At 45.1% G+C, this 22163-nt stretch carries 24 protein-coding genes; 3 read left to right on the top strand and 21 right to left on the bottom strand.

The window, feature by feature from the left end; genetic code table 11:
• Window positions 1-93: 93 nt before the first annotated feature.
• The 8 genes from AC2Q9J_RS07975 to lepA all read right to left on the bottom strand — a co-directional run bounded on the left by AC2Q9J_RS07975 (window position 94) and on the right by lepA (window position 9688).
• Window positions 94-831, bottom strand: a complete 738-nt coding sequence (locus tag AC2Q9J_RS07975; RefSeq protein ID WP_499038777.1) for a 16S rRNA (uracil(1498)-N(3))-methyltransferase — start codon at window positions 829-831, stop codon at window positions 94-96.
• Window positions 832-844: 13 nt separating this feature from the next.
• The gene (gene prmA, locus AC2Q9J_RS07970; protein WP_499038775.1) at window positions 845-1786 is read right to left on the bottom strand and encodes a 50S ribosomal protein L11 methyltransferase; all 942 of its coding nucleotides are present in this window, start codon (window positions 1784-1786) and stop codon (window positions 845-847) included.
• Window positions 1787-1801: 15 nt separating this feature from the next.
• Window positions 1802-2923 carry a molecular chaperone DnaJ gene (gene dnaJ / locus AC2Q9J_RS07965; protein ID WP_499038772.1) on the bottom strand — a complete coding sequence of 374 codons (1122 nt, stop codon included), beginning with the start codon at window positions 2921-2923 and terminating at the stop codon, window positions 1802-1804.
• Between the two features lie 113 nt (window positions 2924-3036).
• A complete protein-coding gene (dnaK, locus tag AC2Q9J_RS07960; protein WP_499038770.1) occupies window positions 3037-4872 on the bottom strand; it encodes a molecular chaperone DnaK in 1836 nt (611 codons plus the stop codon).
• A 21-nt stretch (window positions 4873-4893) separates the two neighbouring features.
• Window positions 4894-5514: a nucleotide exchange factor GrpE gene (grpE, locus tag AC2Q9J_RS07955; protein WP_499038768.1), complete on the bottom strand. Its 621-nt coding sequence runs from the start codon at window positions 5512-5514 to the stop codon at window positions 4894-4896.
• Between the two features lie 15 nt (window positions 5515-5529).
• Window positions 5530-6558: a heat-inducible transcriptional repressor HrcA gene (gene hrcA / locus AC2Q9J_RS07950; RefSeq protein WP_499038767.1), complete on the bottom strand. Its 1029-nt coding sequence runs from the start codon at window positions 6556-6558 to the stop codon at window positions 5530-5532.
• 102 nt (window positions 6559-6660) lie between these two features.
• A complete protein-coding gene (gene hemW, locus AC2Q9J_RS07945) occupies window positions 6661-7800 on the bottom strand; it encodes a radical SAM family heme chaperone HemW (RefSeq protein WP_499038766.1) in 1140 nt (379 codons plus the stop codon).
• Window positions 7801-7858: 58 nt separating this feature from the next.
• On the bottom strand, window positions 7859-9688 hold the full coding sequence (lepA, locus tag AC2Q9J_RS07940; RefSeq protein ID WP_499038764.1) for a translation elongation factor 4: 1830 nt from the start codon (window positions 9686-9688) through the stop codon (window positions 7859-7861).
• A gap of 217 nt (window positions 9689-9905) precedes the next feature.
• On the opposite strand from lepA, the gene rpsT reads away from it, so the two are divergent.
• Window positions 9906-10154, top strand: coding sequence for a 30S ribosomal protein S20 (gene rpsT / locus AC2Q9J_RS07935; RefSeq protein WP_499038761.1), 249 nt, complete (start codon window positions 9906-9908; stop codon window positions 10152-10154).
• Between the two features lie 362 nt (window positions 10155-10516).
• Here rpsT and holA read toward each other — a convergent pair whose 3' ends face one another.
• Window positions 10517-11539: a DNA polymerase III subunit delta gene (gene holA, locus AC2Q9J_RS07930; protein ID WP_499038759.1), complete on the bottom strand. Its 1023-nt coding sequence runs from the start codon at window positions 11537-11539 to the stop codon at window positions 10517-10519.
• A gap of 155 nt (window positions 11540-11694) precedes the next feature.
• Here holA and AC2Q9J_RS07925 point away from each other — a divergent pair, with 155 nt between their 5' ends.
• On the top strand, window positions 11695-11829 hold the full coding sequence (locus AC2Q9J_RS07925) for a YqzM family protein (protein WP_084246179.1): 135 nt from the start codon (window positions 11695-11697) through the stop codon (window positions 11827-11829).
• Between the two features lie 222 nt (window positions 11830-12051).
• On the opposite strand, the gene AC2Q9J_RS07920 is transcribed toward AC2Q9J_RS07925, so the two are convergent.
• The 12 genes from AC2Q9J_RS07920 to AC2Q9J_RS07865 all read right to left on the bottom strand — a co-directional run bounded on the left by AC2Q9J_RS07920 (window position 12052) and on the right by AC2Q9J_RS07865 (window position 21512).
• Window positions 12052-14241, bottom strand: coding sequence for a DNA internalization-related competence protein ComEC/Rec2 (locus AC2Q9J_RS07920; RefSeq protein ID WP_499038757.1), 2190 nt, complete (start codon window positions 14239-14241; stop codon window positions 12052-12054).
• Window positions 14242-14324: 83 nt separating this feature from the next.
• A complete protein-coding gene (locus tag AC2Q9J_RS07915) occupies window positions 14325-14900 on the bottom strand; it encodes a ComE operon protein 2 (RefSeq protein WP_499038755.1) in 576 nt (191 codons plus the stop codon).
• 63 nt (window positions 14901-14963) lie between these two features.
• Complete coding sequence (locus AC2Q9J_RS07910; RefSeq protein WP_499038753.1) at window positions 14964-15629, bottom strand: helix-hairpin-helix domain-containing protein; 666 nt, start codon at window positions 15627-15629, stop codon at window positions 14964-14966.
• Window positions 15630-15765: 136 nt separating this feature from the next.
• Window positions 15766-16494 carry a class I SAM-dependent DNA methyltransferase gene (locus tag AC2Q9J_RS07905; protein WP_499038751.1) on the bottom strand — a complete coding sequence of 243 codons (729 nt, stop codon included), beginning with the start codon at window positions 16492-16494 and terminating at the stop codon, window positions 15766-15768.
• Window positions 16491-16829, bottom strand: coding sequence for a ribosome silencing factor (gene rsfS, locus AC2Q9J_RS07900; RefSeq protein ID WP_144839151.1), 339 nt, complete (start codon window positions 16827-16829; stop codon window positions 16491-16493). The genes AC2Q9J_RS07905 and rsfS overlap by 4 nt, the downstream gene beginning before the upstream one ends.
• Window positions 16826-17401: a bis(5'-nucleosyl)-tetraphosphatase (symmetrical) YqeK gene (yqeK, locus tag AC2Q9J_RS07895; protein WP_499038748.1), complete on the bottom strand. Its 576-nt coding sequence runs from the start codon at window positions 17399-17401 to the stop codon at window positions 16826-16828. Before yqeK ends, rsfS begins: the two co-directional genes overlap by 4 nt.
• A complete protein-coding gene (locus AC2Q9J_RS07890; RefSeq protein WP_499038745.1) occupies window positions 17370-17957 on the bottom strand; it encodes a nicotinate-nucleotide adenylyltransferase in 588 nt (195 codons plus the stop codon). Before AC2Q9J_RS07890 ends, yqeK begins: the two co-directional genes overlap by 32 nt.
• Window positions 17954-18253 carry a ribosome assembly RNA-binding protein YhbY gene (gene yhbY / locus AC2Q9J_RS07885; protein WP_084246193.1) on the bottom strand — a complete coding sequence of 100 codons (300 nt, stop codon included), beginning with the start codon at window positions 18251-18253 and terminating at the stop codon, window positions 17954-17956. The genes AC2Q9J_RS07890 and yhbY overlap by 4 nt, the downstream gene beginning before the upstream one ends.
• Entirely contained in the window at window positions 18240-19067 is an 828-nt protein-coding gene (gene aroE / locus AC2Q9J_RS07880) for a shikimate dehydrogenase (protein WP_499038742.1), read from the bottom strand. The genes yhbY and aroE overlap by 14 nt, the downstream gene beginning before the upstream one ends.
• Window positions 19068-19077: 10 nt before the next feature.
• Window positions 19078-20181 (bottom strand): ribosome biogenesis GTPase YqeH, encoded by a 1104-nt coding sequence (gene yqeH, locus AC2Q9J_RS07875; RefSeq protein ID WP_499038739.1) that lies wholly within the window; start codon window positions 20179-20181, stop codon window positions 19078-19080.
• The gene (locus tag AC2Q9J_RS07870) at window positions 20178-20708 is read right to left on the bottom strand and encodes a YqeG family HAD IIIA-type phosphatase (protein ID WP_499038737.1); all 531 of its coding nucleotides are present in this window, start codon (window positions 20706-20708) and stop codon (window positions 20178-20180) included. Before AC2Q9J_RS07870 ends, yqeH begins: the two co-directional genes overlap by 4 nt.
• A gap of 30 nt (window positions 20709-20738) precedes the next feature.
• Complete coding sequence (locus AC2Q9J_RS07865) at window positions 20739-21512, bottom strand: phosphatidylserine decarboxylase (RefSeq protein ID WP_499038735.1); 774 nt, start codon at window positions 21510-21512, stop codon at window positions 20739-20741.
• 94 nt (window positions 21513-21606) lie between these two features.
• Here AC2Q9J_RS07865 and pssA point away from each other — a divergent pair, with 94 nt between their 5' ends.
• Window positions 21607-22146 (top strand): CDP-diacylglycerol--serine O-phosphatidyltransferase, encoded by a 540-nt coding sequence (pssA, locus tag AC2Q9J_RS07860; protein ID WP_499038733.1) that lies wholly within the window; start codon window positions 21607-21609, stop codon window positions 22144-22146.
• The last annotated feature ends 17 nt before the right edge of the window (window positions 22147-22163 follow it).

The raw sequence follows: 22163 nt of genomic DNA, 5'->3' as shown, positions 1-22163 counted from the left end.
TCCGTTCTTAAATAGATTAGTTACTGATTTCCGTCAATGAAACACTAACGGACAAGTGTGACTTTATTGAATGGATTTTGGTAAACCGCCTTATTATTCGAATTCATATGACATTGCGGACAATGCATATAAAGGAGCGGTTTCCGCGCGAAGGATCCGCGGTCCCAATGAAGTGAACTGCGCACCAGCTTTTTTCAGGCTGGAAACTTCATTTTCAGAAATACCGCCTTCAGGTCCAAAAACAATCAATACCGTAGTTTTATCATACATTGTTTTTAAAATATCGGCAAACCGCGCCGGTGCTGATGCCCGGGCTTCCTCTTCATATGCGACGATCACCGCGTCATAAGAGTCGGCAGCTTCCAGCAATTGCTTAAAGCTATGGACGTTATGTATAACGGGGAGATGCGTCCGATGTGACTGTTCAGCAGCCTCTTTCGCAATTTTCTGGAGCCTGGAAATTTTTTTATCGCTTTTACCCGCATCCCATTTGACGATTGATCTTTCAGCCGCAAAAGGAATCATCGCGTGCATACCGAGTTCAGTGCTTTTCTGCGCAATCAGATCCAATTTATCGCCTTTTGGCAGCCCGCAGGCAATGGTCACCTGCTTGGGCATCTCTGCAGCCGCTTCAATTTCACCGTCCAGACGCACTTCTATATCCCGTTCAGCCGTAAGGATTGTCGCTGAGTAGGCTTTGCCTTCCATTACCACTATCAGCCCATCACCGGCAGTTTGGCGCATAACTTTGGCGATGTGCTTTGCATCATCGCCAGTTATTTCAGTTATGCGGTTGTCGGGAACTTTGCCATCAATAAAATATCGCTGCATCGTTGCACCCCGTTCATTCAGGTTTTTTTGAAATGATCGTAACCCAATCTTCCATCATCATAATATCCTCAATTACAAAGCCGGATCCTTCCAAAGCTTCTTTTACATCATTCTTCTTAGCGGAAATAATGCCGGACGTAATGTAATATCCACCCGGCTTCACCACTTTAAAGGCATCATCGGTGAATGACATGATGATTTCCGCCAGGATGTTCGCAACCACTACATCACCCGGTTCGTTGATGGTATCAACAAGGTTGCCGCCCGCTACAGTTACTCTGTCCTGTACTTTATTGAGTTTGACATTAATGCCTGCAGCCTTGACTGCAATATCGTCAAGATCAAGTGCATGAACTTCTTTAGCACCCAACAAGGCTGCACCAATAGCCAGGACGCCTGAACCAGTTCCGATGTCGATGACACGTTCGCCGGCTTTCACTGTCTTCTCAAGTGCCTGCAGGCTCATGACTGTTGTGGGATGGGTCCCCGTGCCAAATGCCATTCCTGGATCCAATTCAATGATCAATTCATCGCTGGAAACAGGATTGTAAGTTTCCCAAGTCGGCACAATCGTAAACCGCTGGGATATTTTGACTGGGTGGTAATATTTTTTCCAGGCGGTTGCCCATTCTTCTTCATTCACTTCGCTGATCGTCACCACGTTGGCTCCGATATTAATATCGAATGTGACAAGATTATTGACTGCCAGCTTGATCGCTTCTACGGTTTCGCCCAAAAAGCTGTTAACCGGCAAATAAGCTTTCAGGATAACGCCGTCTTTCGGGAAATCATCGGCGTTAAGTGACCAGATCTCTCCAAATTGATCTTCTCTTTCTTTGGAAAAATCATCCGAATCTTCAATGACGACTCCACTTGCACCGGCTTCGTGCAGAATATTCGAAACGGATTCAATCGCTTCGTTCGTCGTATGGATGGATAGTTCTGACCATTTCACGTGCAAACAGCTCCTTTAATCGCCTTTGATTGTTCGTTTGATTTTATCGAATAAAGAACTTTCCTGTTCTTCCGGGATGTCTCCGCTAATTTCAGCGAATTCTCTCAATAATTGGCGCTGTTTTTCGCTGAGTTTCGTCGGTGTTTTCACTCGGATAATGACGTGCTGATCACCGATGCCATAACCGTGGACATTTTTCACGCCTTTGCCTTTCAGACGGAATCTCGCGCCGCTTTGCGTACCGGCTGGAATTTTCAATTTCACTTTGCCATGAACCGTCGGCACTTCGATTTCATCGCCAAGTGCGGCCTGTGGGTATGTGAGACCCAATTCCAAATAGATATCGTCGCCTTCACGTTCAAATTCTTTATGCGGTTTCACGCGGAATACGACATAAAGATCTCCGGATGGTCCACCATTGTGGCCAGGGCCGCCTTGTCCGCTGACACGCAATTGCTGCCCGTCATCGACACCTGCAGGAATGCTGACTTTGATCTTTTTAACTTTGCGCACTTTGCCTGCACCTTTACAAGTTTGGCATTTCTCTTCGATAATCTGCCCGGTTCCTTCACAGTGCTGGCAGGCTCTGCGGTTTACCATACGGCCGAAAGGTGTATCCTGGGTTACATTCAACTGGCCGGTTCCTTCACAATAAGGACACGTTTTCTTCTTCGTGCCAGGTTTTGCTCCGGAGCCGTCACATGTATCACAATTTTCTTCTTTAGGAATTTCAACTTCTGTCTCTTTGCCGAATACAGCGTCCATGAAATCAATCGTCATGGAATATTGCAGATCGTCCCCTTTACGCGGCGCGTTCGGGTCGCGGCGTCTTGTTCCGCCTCCAAAGAATGTGCTGAAGATATCGTCGAAACCGAAACCTTCCGCTCCTCCGAATCCACCGCCGCCAAAGCCTTGGTTCGGATCCTGATGACCGAATTGATCGTATTGCGCTCGTTTCTGCTCATCGCTCAATACTTCATAGGCTTCTTTTACTTCCTGGAACTTCTCAGAAGCATTTGCTTCCTTATTAATATCCGGATGGAATTGCTTTGACAATTTCCGGTATGCTTTTTTGATTTCTTCCTTGGATGCTGTTTTGGAAACACCAAGCACCTCATAATAATCTCGCTTATTCATATGTCACTCTCCCTCTAACAATCAACTGTAATTGTACACGGTTAGGTTTGGTGTTGCAAAGACATTGAAAAAGCCAAAGCATGTTGCTTTGCTTTGACTTTTTCGGGTCTTCCTTATTGCTTGTCTTTATCGTCGTTAACTTCTTCAAATTCTGCATCCACGATGTCATCGTTTCCGCCTGCTGCGCCTTCTTCGCCGCCTGCTGCTTGTTGTGCCGCAGCTGCCTGCTCGTAAGCTTTCATCGACAAGCCTTGCAGAATTTCATTTAATTTATCTTTTTTCTCACGGATGTCATCAGTGCTGTCGCTCTCTAGAGCAGCTTTCAGCTCATCACGCGCTTCTTCTGCTTGTTTCTTCTCTTCTTCAGTTACTACTTCACCAAGGTCGGCGATTGTTTTATCTGTTTGGAATACAGCCTGATCAGCTTCGTTGCGAAGTTCCACTTCTTCTTTCACTTTAGCGTCCGCTTCAGCGTTTTCTTCAGCTTCTTTGATCATGCGTTCGATTTCATCATCCGACAATGAAGTATTGGACTGAATTGTGATTGTTTGTTCTTTTTGAGTTCCAAGATCTTTCGCTTTAACGCTTACAATACCGTTTTTATCGATGTCGAATGTAACTTCGATTTGCGGTACGCCGCGTGGTGCTGGTGGAATATCAGCCAATTGGAAGCGGCCAAGCGTTTTGTTGGCTGCAGCCATCGGGCGTTCACCTTGTAAAACATGGATATCTACAGCTGGCTGGTTGTCAGCAGCAGTTGAGAATGTTTGTGATTTTGATGTCGGTATTGTTGTATTGCGTTCGATCAATTTCGTGAATACCCCGCCCATTGTTTCAATACCAAGTGATAATGGAGTTACGTCAAGAAGAACAACGTCTTTAACGTCACCAGTCAATACGCCGCCTTGTACAGCAGCGCCCATTGCTACAACTTCATCCGGGTTTACGCCTTTATGCGGATCTTTGCCTGTTTCTTTCTTAACAGCTTCCTGTACAGCCGGGATACGAGTTGATCCACCTACAAGGATTACGCGGTCAAGTTCAGAAGCAGCGATTCCTGCATCTTTCAGAGCCTGGCGAGTTGGTCCCATTGTGCGTTCAACCAATGAAGAAGTAAGCTCGTCGAATTTCGCGCGGCTCATTGTGACTTCAAGGTGAAGCGGGCCAGATTCGCCGGCAGTGATGAATGGCAATGAAATTTGTGTTGAAGATACGCCGGAAAGATCCTTTTTCGCTTTTTCAGCTGCATCTTTCAAACGCTGAGTTGCCATTTTGTCTTTAGAAAGATCGATGCCGTTCTCTTTTTTGAATTCCTGCACAAGATAATCGATGATCACTTTATCAAAATCATCTCCGCCAAGACGGTTATCGCCGGCAGTCGATTTCACTTCGAATACGCCATCGCCAAGCTCAAGGATAGATACGTCAAACGTACCGCCCCCAAGGTCATAAACAAGGATCGTTTCATCAGTTTCCATTTTATCCAAACCGTATGCAAGTGCTGCTGCAGTCGGTTCGTTGATGATGCGCTCCACTTCAAGACCGGCAATACGGCCAGCGTCTTTAGTAGCCTGACGCTCAGCATCATTGAAATAAGCCGGCACAGTAATTACCGCTCTTGATACTTTCTCGCCAAGGTATTCTTCAGCATAGCCTTTGATGTATTGAAGGATCATTGCTGAAACTTCCTGTGGTGTATAGTCTTTGCCTTCAGCCGATACTTTTTCCTGTGTACCCATTAAACGTTTAACAGACTGGATTGTATTCGGGTTCGTGATTGATTGGCGTTTTGCTACTTCACCGACCTGGCGCTCACCGTTTTTGAAAGCTACTACAGATGGTGTCGTACGGTTGCCTTCCGGATTTGGAATAATCTTCGGTTCGCCGCCTTCAAGAACTGCGACTGCTGAATTTGTTGTTCCTAAGTCAATACCAATAATTTTACTCATTTGAATTCCTCCATTTAACTATTATTCGTTTACTTTAACCATTGCCGGACGTAGAACTCTGCCTTTAAGGGTATACCCCTTCTGCAATTCCTGCAACACTGTGCCCGGTTCTGCATTTTCATCTTTTTCCTGCATTACTGCCTGATGGAAATTCGGATCGAATGGTTCTCCGACAGCTTCAACTTCTTCCAGACCTTCACGCTTCACAGCTTCAAGCAAGGATTTCTGAACCATTTCGACACCTTTCATAATGGAAATGGCGTCATCGCTTTTGGCTTCAACAGCCAAGGCGCGTTCAAAATTATCCAATACCGGAAGAAGATCTGTTAAAAGAGACTGTGAGCGGAATTTCGCTGAAATCTCCCGGTCTTTTTGTGTACGGCGTTTGAAATTGTCGTAATCCGCCAATAGACGCAGGTATTTGTTTTGTTCAGCTTCCAGCTCATCTTTAAGAGCCGAAACTTCATCTTCGCCTTCGTCATTGACTTCATCTTCAAGGCTGTTTTCAGCCCCTTCAGACTCTTCCTTCAATGAAACGGTTGTCTTTTCGGCATTTTCATCCGACTGCTTGCCAGTTGTTGCTTCTTTGATGTCCGCTGCAGTTTCTTCCTCATTTGCTAGAGGTTTTTTTTCATTAGACAAAATGATGTTCCTCCTTTAATTCCGGAATATTCGAGTTAGCTCTTTTGAGAGATCACCGCTCAATGTATCAAGCAATGACACGATTCTCTTGTAGTCCATCCTTTTCGGGCCGACGATGGCAATCGAGCCGGTCTGTTCTTCACCGATGTCATAGGACACAGTAATAACGGAACAGTCTTCCATTGCTGTCAGCGCATTTTCAGAACCGATCCGGATGTGGAGACCCTGATTTCCTACTGGAATGATCATCGGAATATGCTCCGACTCCTCCATAACATCCATCAAACTCCTGATCTTATGAAGATCGTGGAAGTCCGGTTGATTCAGGATATTCAGCTTACCGCCATAATAGACATTTTTTTCCCGCGGAAGAATGACCGCCTGCCGGAAAGTCGAAAATAATTCACCGTAGCGTTCCATATGCTGTTTCATGACCATCATCGTTTCCTGCTCAAGCCGCGTGTGCAGGTCATTGAGCGAAACACCAACCAGGCGTTCATTCAATATATTGACCATTTTCTCAATTTCAGAAGGATTCAAGCCTTCAGGTATCGGGAAGACCCGATTTTCTACATGGCCTGAATCCGTGACAATGATAGCGACTGCGGAATTGGTTGTCAGGGGCACAATCGACAATTTCTTGACGATATGCCGCCGAACGTCCGGTCCCAGCAGAATCGATGTGTAATTCGTCAGTTCCGATAAAATCATTGCAGACCGTTTAATCACTTCTTCGGTTTCACTGATTCTATCTTCAAAGATGGAACGCAATTGGATGATATCTTCTTTTGGAAGCGGACGCGGAGTCAGTAAATGGTCCACGTAATAGCGATAGCCTCTTTCCGATGGAATCCGGCCGGAAGAAGTATGGGTCTTCTCAAGAAAACCCATTCCTTCCAAATCGGCCATTTCATTCCGGATTGTAGCCGAACTGAAAGAAATTCCGGATTTTTTGGCTAATTGGTTTGATCCTACCGGCTGCGCTGATTGAATATAATCATCTACCGTCACTTTTAAAATGAGCAGTTGCCGTTCTGTTAACATGATCATCACCTCTGTTAGCACTCTTATAGAGTGAGTGCTAAGACTACACTAAAATTACCAAATTCCTTTTCCCTTGTCAACGATTGCGCATTCAACAAATTTCTATGCCAGCAAAAATTGTTCAAATACGTTGTTTCCGATAAAACGGCCTTTCTTCGTCAATTTGACTCTGCCGTTTTCAATGGCCAAATTTCCACTGTCGATTTCCTTCTTCAGGATATCGCCATATACAGATTCCATTCCGATTCCGAATTTTGTTTCGAAATGATTAAGAGAAACGCCGGCAGTTTTGCGCAGGCCGAGAAACATCTCTTCTTCCATTTGCTCTTTCTTCGGAACTTCATGCGAATTCAAAATCGGTCGTTCATCCGATTCCAATGGCTCCATGTATTTTTTCAGCGGACCGTGATTCGAATAGCGGATGCCCTGCACATATCCATGCGCGCCGGCTCCAGCTCCGATATATTCCTCATTGTCCCAGTAAAGCAGGTTATGGCGTGATTCCATTCCTTCACGTGCAAAATTCGAAATTTCATATTGCAATAAACCGCGCTGATCCATTTCGGTCATCAGCTTTTCATACATATCAGCTTCAAGATCTTCCGTCACCGTATTCAGTTTTCCTTTTGTCATGAGATTATAGAAAACGGTTTTCGGTTCAATAATGAGCGAGTAAGCCGAAAAATGCGGAAGATCAAATGCAAATGCCTGTTCAAGCGTATCTTCCCATTGCTTCATCGTCTGCCCAGGCAACCCGTACATCAGATCAAAGCTGATATTCGTGAAGCCTACTTTCCGGGCATCTTCGACAGCTCTTGCAACGTCGTTATTGCTATGGGTGCGGCCCAGCCGCTTCAATAGATCCTCATCAAATGACTGAACACCCATGCTCAAACGGTTGACGCCGCCTTTAAAAAGCACCTGCATTTTTTCATATGTCAATTCATCCGGATTTGCTTCCGAAGTCCATTCGACATCACTCGTCATCGGTACATATTCATGAATATAGCCCAGTAGTTTTTCCAATTGGCGCGGCTCCAATGAAGTCGGTGTGCCGCCGCCGAGGAAAACTGTTTCCAGCGGCTGATCAAGTGCTCCCTGCTGCTTCCAGAGAGACAGTTCTTTTCCGAGTGAATCGATATAGGCATCCACCGGCTGATCTTTGAAAAAGACCTTATTGAAATCACAGTAAAAACAGATTTGGTGGCAGAATGGAATATGGATATACAATCCCTTTACCATGTTATTCCTCTTTTCTAATAGGAAAAGGAGGCTGAAAACACCGCCTCCTTTTTTTCGTTTATTTTGATTGGTCGTCCATTTTTAAAATCGCCATGAAGGCTTCCTGCGGCACTTCAACTGAACCGACTTGCTTCATGCGCTTCTTACCTTCTTTTTGCTTATCAAGAAGTTTTCGTTTACGCGAAATATCTCCGCCGTAACATTTTGCCAGAACGTTTTTGCGCATCGCACTGATTGTTTGGCGGGCAACGATCTTCTGGCCGATTGCAGCCTGGATCGGAACTTCAAACTGCTGTCTAGGAATCAGATTTTTCAGCTTGTCAACGATAACCTTGCCGCGTTCGTAGGCAAAATCACGGTGAACGATGAAACTCAATGCATCCACCTGCTCGGAATTCAACAGGATATCCATTTTCACGAGTTTTGATTCTTTATAGCCGATCAATTCGTAATCGAAAGAGGCATAGCCTTTTGTGCCGGATTTCAATTGATCGAAGAAATCATAGACGATTTCCGCAAGCGGCAGTTCATAGATGATGCTGACACGTGAATTATCCAGGTAATCCATCGTCAGGAAATTCCCGCGTTTTTTCTGGCATATTTCCATTACAGCACCGACATAATCATTCGGCACCATGATTGTTGCTTTCACATAAGGTTCTTCAACATAATTGATTTTTTGTGCATCAGGCATCATAGCCGGATTATCGATTCTAAGAACTTCTTCATCTGTCATATGGACATTATAGATAACACTTGGTGCAGTGGTAATCAGGTCGATATTAAACTCGCGTTCAATCCGTTCCTGGATGATTTCCATATGCAATAAACCAAGGAAACCACAGCGATAGCCGAAGCCCAGCGCCTGTGAAGATTCCGGTTCAAACTGAAGTGCCGCGTCATTCAATTCCAGTTTTTCAAGTGCATCACGTAAATCATTGTATTTAGATGTATCAATCGGATATAGTCCGCAATAAACCATCGGGTTCAAACGGCGGTATCCTGGCAATGCTTCCGCTGCCGGTTTTCTTGCATGGGTGATTGTATCACCCACCGGTGCGTCGCCTACATTTTTGATGGCAGCAGTAAGGAAGCCAACATCCCCGACTGTCAATTCTTCCCGGAGCGTTGCTCTTGGTGTGAATACACCAGCTTCGATTACTTCAAACTCTTTGTCGCTTGACATCATTTTGATCTTGTCACCAGGCTTAACTGTTCCTTCGACAATCCTTACATAGGAAACGATTCCACGATAAGGATCATACAGAGAATCGAAAATCATCGCTTTCAATGGCGCACTCGGGTCGCCAGTTGGAGCCGGTACTTTTTCAACGATCTGTTCAAGAATCTCTTCGATTCCGATACCCGCTTTCGCCGAAGCAAGAACCGCTTCTGAAGCGTCCAGGCCGATAACATCCTCCACTTCCTGGCGCACGCGCTCAGGATCAGCTGCAGGCAAATCGATTTTATTGATGACCGGCAATATTTCCAAGTCATTATCCAACGCTAAATAGACATTCGCCAATGTCTGGGCTTCGATACCCTGCGCTGCGTCAACCACAAGAACAGCGCCTTCGCAGGCAGCCAGGCTTCGGGAAACTTCATATGTGAAGTCGACGTGTCCCGGTGTATCGATTAAGTGCATGATATAAGTTTCGCCGTCTTTAGCTGTGTAATTCAATTGGACGGCGTTTAGTTTGATCGTAATGCCGCGTTCACGTTCCAAATCCATGGAATCAAGCAGCTGCTCTTTCATTTCCCTAGATGTAAGGGCATTTGTTCTCTCTAATATGCGGTCGGCAAGCGTAGATTTCCCGTGATCGATATGGGCGATGATCGAAAAATTACGTATTTTGCTTTGACGCGCTAATCTCTGTTCTTGGTTCATGGTCCACACTCCTATACAAACTACTATGAATTATAGCAGTACCATGGCTATTGGGCAATGAAAGCACCGGAAATGATTTCTGTGTCAAGGAAAACTTCTTTGCACGTATCTATTGCATTCCTTTCCCTGGTTTGATAAAATAACTCATGTTGTATAGAGACATAAAAGAGTTGAGGTGTTTCCACCTCTTTCCCTATTTGTCTAGGAGGTGAAAGATATGCCAAACATTAAATCTGCGATCAAACGTGTGAGAACGAACGAGTCTAAAAACGCTCAAAACACGCAAGCTAAATCAGCTATGCGTTCATCTTTGAAAAAAGCTGAGCAAGCTTTGACAAACAAAGACGAAAACGCAAACGCAACGGTTAAAGCTGCGATTAAACAAGTGGAAAAAGCGGCTTCAAAAGGCTTAATCCATAAAAATACTGCAGCCCGCCAAAAATCTCGCTTGATGAAACAAGCGTAAAAATGTAAAAAGCCGGTTCCTTTTAAAGGAGCCGGCTTTTTTTTATTATGTTGTATTAATAATTATTAATAATCGATATTCCGCAAAACAGCTTCGCTTTCCTGGTGGCTCGCGCTGAGCTAACTCGTGCTCGTTCCACGTCGCCCGAGTGGATCTCAGCACTTCGCTTGCTCACCTGGGAGTCTTCGCTGTTTTGCTCCATATCTTTAGAGATTTCTCTTAGCAAAGGTTCGACATACGAAGATGGTGCAACCTTTGCGACGAGCAGTGCGCAGGAGCATAATCTTTGTACTGTCCACAGCAGCGAAGCTGCATTTATATTATTTATTAAGTTCAACTTAAAAAAAATTTTTAGAATCGCTTCAGCTGTTCTTCGCTCCGCGTTTCATCAAAAAGAACTCCAGGACGCGTTCACGGTTGCCGCTTACGGTTTTCAACTGCAGATCGATATCGGCCAGGTCGCCTAATACTTCAAGCAGCCGCTGTTCGGAAATTTGCTGCCGTTTCTCGACGAGCAGTTTCACTCTGTACGGATGCGCTTTTAATTGTTTGGAGATTTGCTGCGCATGATAGCCCTTCTTCTGAAGATAATAGACATGGACCATGAAGCGGATCTGCGACGCCAACAAAGCAGCAAGTGCGACAGGCTCCTCTTTCTGCCTGAGCAGATCGTAGTAGACGCTGAGGGCTGCACTGATATTGCCATCCAGATAGGCCTGCAGCATTTTGAAAGCATCCTGTTCCAGTGTACGGGCCGTCATCCCTTCGACCAATTCTTCCGTAATCTCACCTTCCGCACCGAGATAAAGCGACATCTTTTCCAGTTCTGATGACAGCAATGTGAGATTGGTACCGGCCATTTCAACCAGTTTGCGAACGGCATTACGGCTGATATCCTTGCCGAACGATTTTGCTTCATGCGACAGCCACGACTCCAGGTCATTTGCCTGAAGCGGTTTTGCTTCGACGACAACGGCATGCTGCTTCATCAATTTGACGACTTTTTTGCGCTCATCCAGTTTTTCGTATGGCGCCACAAAAACGGTTACGGAACTGGAGGGCGGATTTTCAAGCCACGCCTCCAGAACTTTCATATCATGATTTATTTTTTCCTTGCCGCGCTCAGCCGCTTTCAAGAAAGAAGCGTTCTTTGCGATGATCAGTTTGCGGTCACTGAAAAACGGGATGGTGTCCGCTTCGTCGATGGCGTGGTCGACCGGCACTTCATCCATATCAAAAAATGACAGTTCAAGTTCACCTGCCTGCGTCAGGCTGGCCTTCAATAAATCCAGGGTTTTTTCTATAAAATAACTTTCATTGCCTATAATAAGATAGACGGGATCAATCTGCCCGCTGCGTATCGATTTCCAAATTGAAGTGATCATTATTCCGCCTCCTTATTATACTATATCGGATTTGGAGTGATTTGTGGGATTTGTCTTTTCTGTGACGGCTGAGAATTTCGGGCGGTTAAATAAAGTTCGATGTGGATTTTTCAGATGCAGTAGCTTATAATTAGAGGGAATTAGGAGGGATAGCCATGAATGAATTTGAAAATAATGTACAATCGAAGCGTAACGACGCAATCGATGCCGGTATGGGATTTGTGGTATCATTCGTGTTCTTCGCAGCTATCTTTATCATCGCTGCAGTCGTACAATACGTAGCATTGTAATCAAGAAAAGCGTAAGCGCCCGTTTAGATTCGAAAGGCATAAGACAATCTGGCGAAGCGGCATGGTTTCAGCCGCACAGCCAGATGGGCTTATGATCCGAGAATCTGGGTGCTGGAGTCTGGACAGGGAAATTTTCTTTTATAAAATCCTTTAGACTAAAAAAAGATATACTTTTCTTATCCATTCAAAAGGTTCCGGCTATCCAGCCGGAGCCTTTTTTCGTTACCTCATTGTCGAAACAGTGTAACCATCTTTTTGAAAGACAATTTCTATAGTACCTGTTTCTGCCGTATTGAGCGTCGGCAGAGACAGAGATTCAAACCTTCCCTTAACTTCTTCCGCCGGATGGCCGTATCGATTGCCTTCTCCCGTTGAGAATACGGAAAGATCAGGCCTCAGCCTCTCCAGAAAATCTTCTCCGCTTGAAGTCTTGCTGCCATGATGGCCAACTTTCAAAATTGTCGTGTCTTCCAGCAAATCGCCGTAGTTCTTGAGTATTTCATTTTCTCCATCAATTTCAAGGTCGCCGGTGAACAGCACTTTATAGTCTTCGTGTTCCATCAGCAAAACCAGCGAATCATTATTGCCTGTGTATTCCTCATCGGACGGACTTAAATAAGTGAATGTCGTATTTGCATTTCTCCACTGACTCCCCAGTCCCGGCAATCGGACTTCCACATCGACCAAATCCGTTTCAAGCGCTGCTGCGAGCTCCGACTTTTGGGAACCTGGCGACATATGGACTTCTTCCACTGCAAACAGCTGAAGAATTTCATCCGCCCCTTCCGCATGATCAGCATCCGGATGGGAAATAATTAAAGCATCCAGCCTCGAAATGCCGTTTCCGTGCAGATAAGGCGCCACCACCTGCCGCCCGATTTCGAACGGCCGGTCCCTGTCACTGAACCCTTCCCTTCCGAATCTGAGCAGACCTCCCGTATCAATCAGATAAACCCCTCGCCTGTATGGCAGTTCGATCAATGCGCTGTCTCCCTGTCCAACATCGATAAAAGTTACACGCAAGTCCCCGTCAAAATACGGCATGGCCGTGAAAACGATCGCCGGCAGCACTCCGATTCCAATTTGCCACCAGCGAAAACCCTTTTCCGCATGACTGTAAAAAAGAATGATCCCCGCCATCATAGCCATTAAAATTATGCCGGATGGTTTTCCCGGCACCCACATCTGTCCCGGCAATTCCGCCAGCCACGCGGTCCAATGCGTCAGGATGCTCCTGAATGGTTCGTAAAAATAAAACAAAAAGTCAGCAGATGGCAGATAAACCAATGTCAGCCCAAGCAAAATGATATTAATGGGCAAAATGACAATTGTGTATAGCGGAACAAATATACTGTTCACTAAAAAAGACGACAGCGATAATGCATAAAAATAATTGAGCAATATCGGATAGAGAGTGAATTGCGACAGAAACGTAATCATTAAACCTATTTTAATCGGTGACTGTATCTTCCCCAGCATTTTCATGGAATAAATGATGCCGAAGCTGGCGCCGTAAGAAAGCTGGAATCCGATTTGGTATATGACATAAGGATTTATCATGATAAAAAAGATAAAGCTCAATAGCAGAATATAGGCAATGGGCAGCCGGATCCTAAAGAGCCGGAACACTAGAACTGCCACAGTCATGCTGACGGCACGCCAGACAGAAGGCGCACCTCCCGCCAATAATGCATATAAAGGCAAAACGATGAGCAGCAGCAACATGGCGTCTTCTTTCCGCAAACCCAGACGCAGCATCAGAAAATAAAGCAGGCCGCTGATGATGCCGACATGAAGCCCTGAAATCGCAAACAGATGGGAGATGCCAAGCGTCTGCTGGATTCTTTGCTGTTCAGTGCTGAGCATCTCCTTTTCACCTATCAGCAGCGCTTCCGCTTCTGTCGACAAACTTGCAGGAAAGCTCTGCCGAATATGATTCTTCAGCTTTTCCCGCCGTTCTGCCATCGCTGCCAAAAAACCTGCGGATGCCTCTTGGTATTCGAATTTATTGATAGCGAAAACAGCCGACGCACCATTGCTTTTCAAATAATCATCCATATCGAAGGCATATGCATGCGAAGGCGAGTCAATTTCTTCGAAATCACCTGAAACGGCGAACACGGAATTATGGATGGAAGCGGATTTTAGCTGCATCTCTTCAGGAGTGCTGAAACGGTAATTGGCATAGACAATCCCTCCGTCATCAAGAACCATAAATCCTCTGACTGCATCACCATCCACTTTAAATCCTTCTTTGAAAGAAGCTGTTCCTGTATATTCTCCTGAGTAAAGCGGCAGTGTAGCATGGCGCAGATCTTGAATGGCATAAGTTAAAACAGAAAAAATCAATAAAGCGATGATTAGTGAAAGGTTTTCCTTCTTCCAAAGCAACCATAAAAAAAGCAGCGGCATGAACACGAGAACTCCTGGTGTATCATGCGCTGCTATAGTTGTAATTGCCGTTGCTGCGGCAAAATAGATAATGATGTTGCGGCTCAGATTTCGATTTCTTCTCCGAATAATTGCTTCACCCGTTCATTATAATGGGCCAATTCTTCATCGCTTCCGCCTTTTTCTTTCAATTTCCCGATTAATTCCATGTATAACGATGCTTTTTCAACGCTTAAAAAATCGATTTGCCGTTCGTCAAAAATGACCTGGACCACTTCCACCCCTGCCTGCTCCAATAATTCGATGGCGTATTCATGATTTCGGTAATCCGTTGCATAATACAAGCGGGCGATCCCTGCCTGTATAATCGACTTCGTGCATTGCAGACATGGAAAATGGCTGACATAGATGTCTGCACCGCTGACACTGACTCCATATTTTGAGCATTGCAGCAAAGCGTTCATCTCTGCATGTATTGTTCTGACACAGTGGCCGTCAACAACATAACAGCCTTTATCGATGCAATGATCGCCACCGGAAATTGAACCGTTGTAGCCTCCTGCAATAATCCGGCGGTCGCGGACAATAGTGGCTCCTACAGCCAGCCGGGTGCATGTGCTCCGTAACGCAAGCAAATGGCTTTGCGCCATGAAAAATTGATCCCAAGTTATTCGCTTCATTTTAATTGCCCCCTGCTTTTTACTATAGTTTAAGTTTAGCAGAGGTGTTAATTACGTCAACAATCAGTTGGCTGAAATTGAGTCTTTCAATTGTTCAAACGTTTTATCGCCTATCCCGCTGACATCTTTTAAAGCATCGACAGTAGTAAATGGTCCATTTTCCTCACGGTAAGCGATAATAGCTGCCGCTTTTGACGGACCGATACCCGGCAGCGTCATCAGAGCTGTGTCATCCGCTGTATTGATATTGACTGGGCCATCTCCATCCGCTCCAGAACCAGCCGGTGTTGAAGGAGATGCAACTACTGGCGGAAGAGCAATGGCAGCCTCACCGATTTTCGGAACATAGATACTCATTTCATCTGTCAGTTTCATCGCCATATTAAGAGATAATGTGTCTGCGTCAGGAAGAAAGCCTCCCGCTAGTTCGACTGCCATATGCAGACGTGATTCTGCAGGCAGCTCAAATACACCAGGTTTCTCAACATGGCCTTTTATTTCGATAAGTATTTTTTCGGATTCTGCCTCTTGGATGGGTTGGGTTTCATTGTTAAAGCTTGGGGTTTCATTCGGCTGAGGGGATTCAGCTGTGATCAGATCAGATGGCGCCGCTGTAATTTCTTCGGTTTCGCCATGGGGAAATAAAAAATAAAGCGCCAGCATGAGAACGACTGCAGCGGGGATCAGCAGTCTGCTGTATTTACTGAAAATCTGCTGGATATTCAGCACGCATCCCTCTTTCCAGCGGGAGCAATTAAATGGAAGCTGTCTGAATTATACAATTATTGAAATTGATTGTCCAGCTCATGGAGATTTAAATTTAGCTATAGAAAAAACCGCCATTGAGGCGGTTAAGAAATTTACATCATACTTTTCTGGCACAGAAAAAAATACGTTCACTTTCTCTGGATGGTTCAGCTTCTGTGAAATCCGCTGTGATGGATTCAATGACAAAACCGGCAGCCTTCAACCATGTCGTATAGATTGAAACCGGAAAAGTACGCTGTTCATGTGTTTCTTCAAAACGCTGATAAAGTTCTTCCTGCTGCTGCACAAAAAAAGTGATGTCATGGACGACACTGTGTTTCGTTTTGCCTGGTTCTGTGTGCCAGATAAAAGAAACTTCTTCATCATCAAGTATGAATGGACTGTTCATATAGACTTCATCAACTTTATAGATTGAGTGAACGTCGAAAAAGAACATGCCACCATCGTTTAAAGCTTTATGCACTTCGTTGAAGGTTTTCTGTACCTGTTCACCGTTCTTCAAATAATTCAGCGAATCGATTGCGATAGTCACCGCATCATAACCTTGGAGTCCTTCAAGATTATCCATGGATAACTGATAAGTTGGAATCCGAAGATTCGCTTCATGAAAACGCTGATTAGCCATTGTCAGCATTTGTTCCGATAAATCACTGGCCGTCACTTCATAACCAAGTTCTGCAAAAAGCTGGGCTAGCGTCCCTGTGCCACATGCGAGATCCAGGAGCTTTCCGGATGTTTTCCGGGAAGCTACCCATTCCACGTATTGTTCATACGGGATATCCTGCATTAAACTGTCATAAATTGAAGCGAACTTGCCGTAACTCATATTTCCATTTCAGGCGCTTCTCTCCAGAGGCGCTCCAAATTGTAGTAAGAACGTTCATCTTTATGGAATACGTGGGCTACCACATCTCCAAGGTCTACAAGGATCCAGCGCGCCGAATCAAATCCTTCGACACTCTTGACTTCATTTCCAGCTTCGTTCGATTTCTCGATCAATTCACGCGCAATCGCTTGCACCTGACGATCGGAGTTACCGCTGCAGATGACAAAATAATCCGCAAGCAAAGAAATTCCTTCCATATTAAGGACAACGATGTCCTCCGCTTTCTTATCCTCGGCAGCTTGATAAGCCATTTGCAATAATGTATGTTCAGTCATTCTTTCACTTTCCCTTTCTGTTGCACGAAGTATTCATAACACTTCAGTGAATCCGGATAGACCGGCTGATTTTTTGATACTAGAAAATCGATGCTGTGTTTGACGCAGGCTTCCATCATAACATCCAATCCCTGTTCTTTTAATTGACGCAATTCTTCGACGCCTTTGAATTTCCTGCCCATTTCAACAAGGTCTGCGATATAAATCACTTTTTCAAGATCGGACATCCCGGCGCGGCCAGTGGTGTGATAGCGGATGGCATTAAGAATATCCTCATCTTTCACACCGAATTCATACCAGGCGACATAAGCGCCAACAGGAGCATGCCATAATTCCGAATGATATTCCAAGAGAAGCGGATCCATTTTTTCTTTTTCAATAATCGATTTCATCCATTCCCGGTCGGAAAATTTGGCAACATCGTGGAGAATGGCTGCCACCTGCGCCTTTTCCTGAGGAACGCCGAAACGGATAGCAAGTTCAGTCGCGGTGTTCAAAACTCCGACAACATGGGCGTACCGGTTGTCTGGCAGGCGTTTTTTAACGAGTTGGAGCATCTTGCTCTGGTTCATATAAACCCTCCTTCCGGATATAGGCTTCGACTTTCTCCGGCACGAAAAATGTTAAAGGCCGATTTGCCGCAACCCTTTCGCGCAGCATCGTAGAAGAGAGATGCATTTCAGGTGAATCGATCATCATTACCGGAAAATCGGTAGCAGCATCATAACCTGGACGCCCTATACCAACAAACTGGACCAGTTCCGCCAGTTCATGGATGCGATGCCAGGAATTCAATTCCTGTATCGAATCTCCGCCTATGATGAAGTAGAATTCCTTATCCGGCTCCCGCTCCACCAGCTGGCTGATCGTATTAAAGGTATACGATACTCCGCCGGTTTTGATTTCAAAATCTTCGATGCGGAATTGAGGGAAATCTTCGATTGTCAGTTCGGTCATCTTCAGCCGCTGAGAAGTGTCCACTCCCAGCACATCTTTATGCGGAGCAGTCGCATTGGGCATGAATCTGACTTCCTCAAGACCCAGGCTGTGATACGCTTCGTTGGCCATAATCAGATGGCCGAAATGCGGCGGATTGAAGGTGCCTCCCAGAATTCCGACTTTTTTCATCGCTTCACCGGGAGCTCGATCCGCTTATTGTTCACTGATTGTTTATATAAGACAACAGTATGGCCGATTAATTGCACCAATTCAGCTTTTGTGCCTTTTGCCAATTTTTCAGCCACTTCATTTTTATCATCTTCATTGTTTTGAAGGATGCTGATCTTTACCAACTCGCGCTTTTCCAGTGCTTCTGAAATTTGAACGATCATCGCTTCGTTGACTCCGCCTTTGCCCACCTGAAAAATCGGGTCGACGTGATGTGCTTCACTTCTTAAAAAACGCTTTTGTTTACCTGTTAACATAATTTCCTCCTAGTTTTTCCGTTATCACTTGAATCATTTTTTCTGTATCCGGTTTGATGCCCGTCCATTTCTCAAAGCCGATTGCTCCCTGATAGACAAACATGCCTACCCCGTTCAGCGTTCGGCAGCCTTTTTCTTCGGCTTTCTTCAGAAATGGCGTGTCAATCGGGTTATATACAATGTCGGCAGCCAAAGCACCATTTCTCACATTTTCCAAAGAAATCGGCAATGCTTCGTCTTCCGCCAATCCGACAGAAGTCGTTTGGATGATGATATCAAAGCCATCGAGTTTATGCTCGGCTTCCGATTTCTTCAGCGTTTTGCTGGCAGTTTCTTCTGCAAGCTCTTCTGCACGGCGATAAGTCCTGTTAGTAATAGTGACATCTCCAAAACCTGCACGTTTCAGCGCAAACGCAATACCTCTGGCAGCACCGCCCGCACCAATCAGAAGAATTTTATCATCTGTTTTTGGATCGGCAGTCAATAAAGATTGTACAAAGCCATCGCCGTCCGTATTGCTGCCCTTAAAACTTTTACCGTTTCGAACCACTGTATTGACAGCGCTCATCTCGGAAGCCGCATCGTCAATTCCATCCAGCAAAGGGATGATTGCCTGTTTGTGCGGCAGCGTCACATTAAAACCGCTGGCTCCAAGCAATTGCAGCGACTCATAAGCTTGTTTCAATTCGGAAGGTTCTACATGAATCGGTAAAAAAGATGCGTCAATGTCATTTTCCTTAAACCACATGTCATGCATGAATGGTGATAATGAGTGTGCGATCGGGTCGCCGATCACCGCATACCATTTCTTCATCCAATTCCTCCTAAATAAGAGATGGCCGCAGCATCACTTCGACGCCTTTAGGGGCATGCGCCGCGACAATTACATCCGGATGCTGAACCGTAACCCAGCCTAAACCGGAAAAGACAATATCCGTTTTTCCTTCTTTAATGCGGAATTCGTGTCGCACCAATTCCGGGTAATCCGCTTTATATTCCTCTGAAGGCGGAGCGAGCATTCCACCGAAATGCTGACTGTAGAGTTCATCCGCATTTTCCAATTTCGTCCGATGGAGCGGCAGGTCATTGGCAATATGGAATGTGAACGAAGAGCGATCACCTTTTATATAGTCGAATCTTGCAAGCCCTCCGATAAACAGTGTCTGTTCCGGGTTCAGCTGGAAGACACGCGGTTTGATTTCTTTCTTTGGCATGATCATTTTCAAATCAGATGTATGCAGATAATGGGCCAATTGATGATGGTTGATGATTCCCGGTGTATCGTACATCGATTTTTCATCATCAAGCGGAATTTCAATCATATCAAGCGTCGTTCCCGGGAAATGGGATGTCGTGATGATATTATCCTGTCCAGTCGCCTGTTTGATGATGCGGTTGATGAATGTGGATTTGCCGACATTCGTCGATCCTACAACAAACACATCCTCACCTTTCCGGTAATGGTCGATCGCTTCCATCGCTTCAACGACGCCTTTGCCTTTTTGCGCGGAAACGGTCAAAATATCAACCGGTTTCAACCCGAGCTTATTGGCTTCCCGTTTCATCCATTGCAAAAGTTTCTGTTCTTTCACAGACTTCGGCAGTAAATCCGCTTTATTGGCAATCAATAAAATATCGTTGTTCCCAACGAAGCGGTGGAGTCCCGGCAGCCAGCTGCCATTAAAATCGAAAATATCAACGATTTTTACGATAAGGCCTTTGCGTTCGCCAAGACCGTTCAGAATGCGCAGAAAATCGTCATCAGTCAATGAGACCGGCTGCAATTCATTATAATTTTTTAATCTGAAACATCTTTGGCAAATGATTTCTTCTTTATCCAGCGACGATGCAGGCGCGTAGCCCAGCTCTCCAGGATGTTCTGTTTGTATCTGTGCACCGCATCCGATGCAATTTGGCATTTCGTTCAATTTTCTTCCTCCCAAGTCATATATCCTTTGTCTTTAAGCCTCTTCATGATACGGCGCTCGACCATACGGTTGAAACGGGTAAAGAACCCGTCAGACTGAGCGACCGGCAATACGAGGATAGTATGCAATTTATTGCGGTTGCCGCCAAATATATCAGTCAGCATCTGGTCACCGATGACCACCACATTTTCACGTTTGACACTCATGATCTGCAAAGCTTTTCGGAAAGCCTTTCCCATCGGCTTGCGCGCCTGGAAAATGAATGGAATGCCTAGAGGATCGGCAAACGATTTGACACGCAGTTCATTGTTATTGGAAACAATGACTACTTGGATGCCTGCATCCTTCATTGTTTTTAACCAATCGATAAGCATCGGCGTAGCTTCAGGACGATCCCATTCTACAAGCGTATTATCAAGGTCCGTGATAATCCCGCGGATGCCGTTTTCAAGCAAACTCTCAGGGGTGATATCGAACACCGTTCTGACGTATTGGCTCGGTATAAATTTCTGGTACACTTTCAACAACTCCCGTATCTTCGAACTTAATGTTAATGATTATAGCATATTTGCCAAGGCTTCTCCCACTTTGATCGGTTCGCCAGCCATAATATTATCTGTAAAACGGAAACAATTCGGTTCAAAAAATAAAACCACAGTAGATCCGAAACTGAAATACCCGACTTCCTCGCCTTTATTCCAGCTGTCGCTTGTATTGGTCAGCTCAATCGAGTTCACGAACATAGCCCCTACTTTGACCATCAAAAACTTTCTGCCAGCGGTTTCGAGTTCTGTAATCAGACGGTAATTTCCGCTGATCGGCGACTTGCCGTAAAGCAAACCCGACTGATTGACTGGATATGATTTTTTGCCAAGTATAAACTGTTTGCTTACGCTTCCGTCCACCGGGCTGTGAATTCTGTGGTAATTGGCCGGAGAAAGATACAGCACTGCATAATCCCCGTGCGCATATCGTTTAGCCAACTCCTCGCTTCCCAATAGCTCTGCGAGAGAATATTTCTGTCCTTTTACTATAAAACAACTGTCTTCATGTATTTTGCCGGCAATCTCCACTTTGCCGTCTACAGGAGAAACTAGATCGCTGTTTGCTTGCGGCCGGCTGCCCGCACGCAATTTCCGGATAAAAAAATCATGCAAAGTCGGAAACGAACCGATTTCCTCTTCAATATCATCCAGAGTAATTTTATAAGTTCTAACATAATTTGGGATTATAGAGCGACTACCGGCTGAACGCGCAAAACGCTGCAGCAGATTGGATGTCAGCGGGCCGTTCGTCAATTCTATTGTATACTGATATAATTTTTTCTTCATTTCGATACCTCCGTCATGATAAAAGTCTACCATTATTTCCAAAGGGACAGTATAATGAAAGGAACATCATAATGTGCGTAAGGAGGATTCTCCATTGATTTTTATAGAACGGATGGACCATAACTTAAAAAAGCTAAAATCCCAGACAGCAAATATGCTGACAATCGGAAACATGGCGTTTGGCGGTGCCGCCCTCATGGCCGCTATGAACGGGGCATACAGCTTTAGTGTACTATTCATTTTCATCGCCGCATTTCTGGATCGTTTTGACGGTATTGTCGCCAGAAAGCTTAACCAGGAATCCGCCCTCGGAAAACAATTGGACTCCATGAGCGATATCATATCATTCGGGGTCGCCCCTGCCATTCTCATATACGAATTGGCCTTGAGCGATTTCGGAATTGCCGGCATGGTGTTTACCGTAATCTATATTTCCAGCGGCGCGTTCCGCTTGGCACGTTTTAATATCAGCGAATCAAATGGCTATTTCACAGGTCTGCCGATTACTGCAGCGGGAACTGTATTGACTCTATCTTATTTCGGACTTTCTTTATTCCCTTCTGTCTTTTATATGTTCCTGATGCTGATCTGCTCTCTTCTTATGATAAGCACCTTCACCCTGAAAAAAGTATAAACAAAAGCTGCCGGATA

Source organism: Planococcus sp. RAB007_Raresut, from assembly GCF_057369535.1.
This window is presented reverse-complemented; position numbering and strand designations above follow the sequence as displayed.

What these genes read in the sequence shown, in the direction of transcription:
- rsfS (WP_144839151.1), bottom strand. Translation starts at nt 16,829, where the DNA reads ATGACTGAACATACATTATTGCAAATGGCTTATCAAGCTGCCGAGGAT.
- AC2Q9J_RS07915 (WP_499038755.1), bottom strand. Translation starts at nt 14,900, where the DNA reads ATGAAGCGAATAACTTGGGATCAATTTTTCATGGCGCAAAGCCATTTG.
- aroE (WP_499038742.1), bottom strand. Translation starts at nt 19,067, where the DNA reads ATGAAGAAATGGTATGCGGTGATCGGCGACCCGATCGCACACTCATTA.
- AC2Q9J_RS07920 (WP_499038757.1), bottom strand. Translation starts at nt 14,241, where the DNA reads ATGCCGCTGCTTTTTTTATGGTTGCTTTGGAAGAAGGAAAACCTTTCA.
- holA (WP_499038759.1), bottom strand. Translation starts at nt 11,539, where the DNA reads ATGATCACTTCAATTTGGAAATCGATACGCAGCGGGCAGATTGATCCC.
- yhbY (WP_084246193.1), bottom strand. Translation starts at nt 18,253, where the DNA reads ATGTTAACAGGTAAACAAAAGCGTTTTTTAAGAAGTGAAGCACATCAC.
- hemW (WP_499038766.1), bottom strand. Translation starts at nt 7,800, where the DNA reads ATGGTAAAGGGATTGTATATCCATATTCCATTCTGCCACCAAATCTGT.
- AC2Q9J_RS07890 (WP_499038745.1), bottom strand. Translation starts at nt 17,957, where the DNA reads ATGAAAAAAGTCGGAATTCTGGGAGGCACCTTCAATCCGCCGCATTTC.
- AC2Q9J_RS07865 (WP_499038735.1), bottom strand. Translation starts at nt 21,512, where the DNA reads ATGAAGAAAAAATTATATCAGTATACAATAGAATTGACGAACGGCCCG.
- rpsT (WP_499038761.1), top strand. Translation starts at nt 9,906, where the DNA reads ATGCCAAACATTAAATCTGCGATCAAACGTGTGAGAACGAACGAGTCT.
- dnaJ (WP_499038772.1), bottom strand. Translation starts at nt 2,923, where the DNA reads ATGAATAAGCGAGATTATTATGAGGTGCTTGGTGTTTCCAAAACAGCA.
- yqeK (WP_499038748.1), bottom strand. Translation starts at nt 17,401, where the DNA reads ATGAACCAGAGCAAGATGCTCCAACTCGTTAAAAAACGCCTGCCAGAC.
- AC2Q9J_RS07905 (WP_499038751.1), bottom strand. Translation starts at nt 16,494, where the DNA reads ATGAGTTACGGCAAGTTCGCTTCAATTTATGACAGTTTAATGCAGGAT.
- AC2Q9J_RS07925 (WP_084246179.1), top strand. Translation starts at nt 11,695, where the DNA reads ATGAATGAATTTGAAAATAATGTACAATCGAAGCGTAACGACGCAATC.
- dnaK (WP_499038770.1), bottom strand. Translation starts at nt 4,872, where the DNA reads ATGAGTAAAATTATTGGTATTGACTTAGGAACAACAAATTCAGCAGTC.
- hrcA (WP_499038767.1), bottom strand. Translation starts at nt 6,558, where the DNA reads ATGTTAACAGAACGGCAACTGCTCATTTTAAAAGTGACGGTAGATGAT.
- lepA (WP_499038764.1), bottom strand. Translation starts at nt 9,688, where the DNA reads ATGAACCAAGAACAGAGATTAGCGCGTCAAAGCAAAATACGTAATTTT.
- AC2Q9J_RS07975 (WP_499038777.1), bottom strand. Translation starts at nt 831, where the DNA reads ATGCAGCGATATTTTATTGATGGCAAAGTTCCCGACAACCGCATAACT.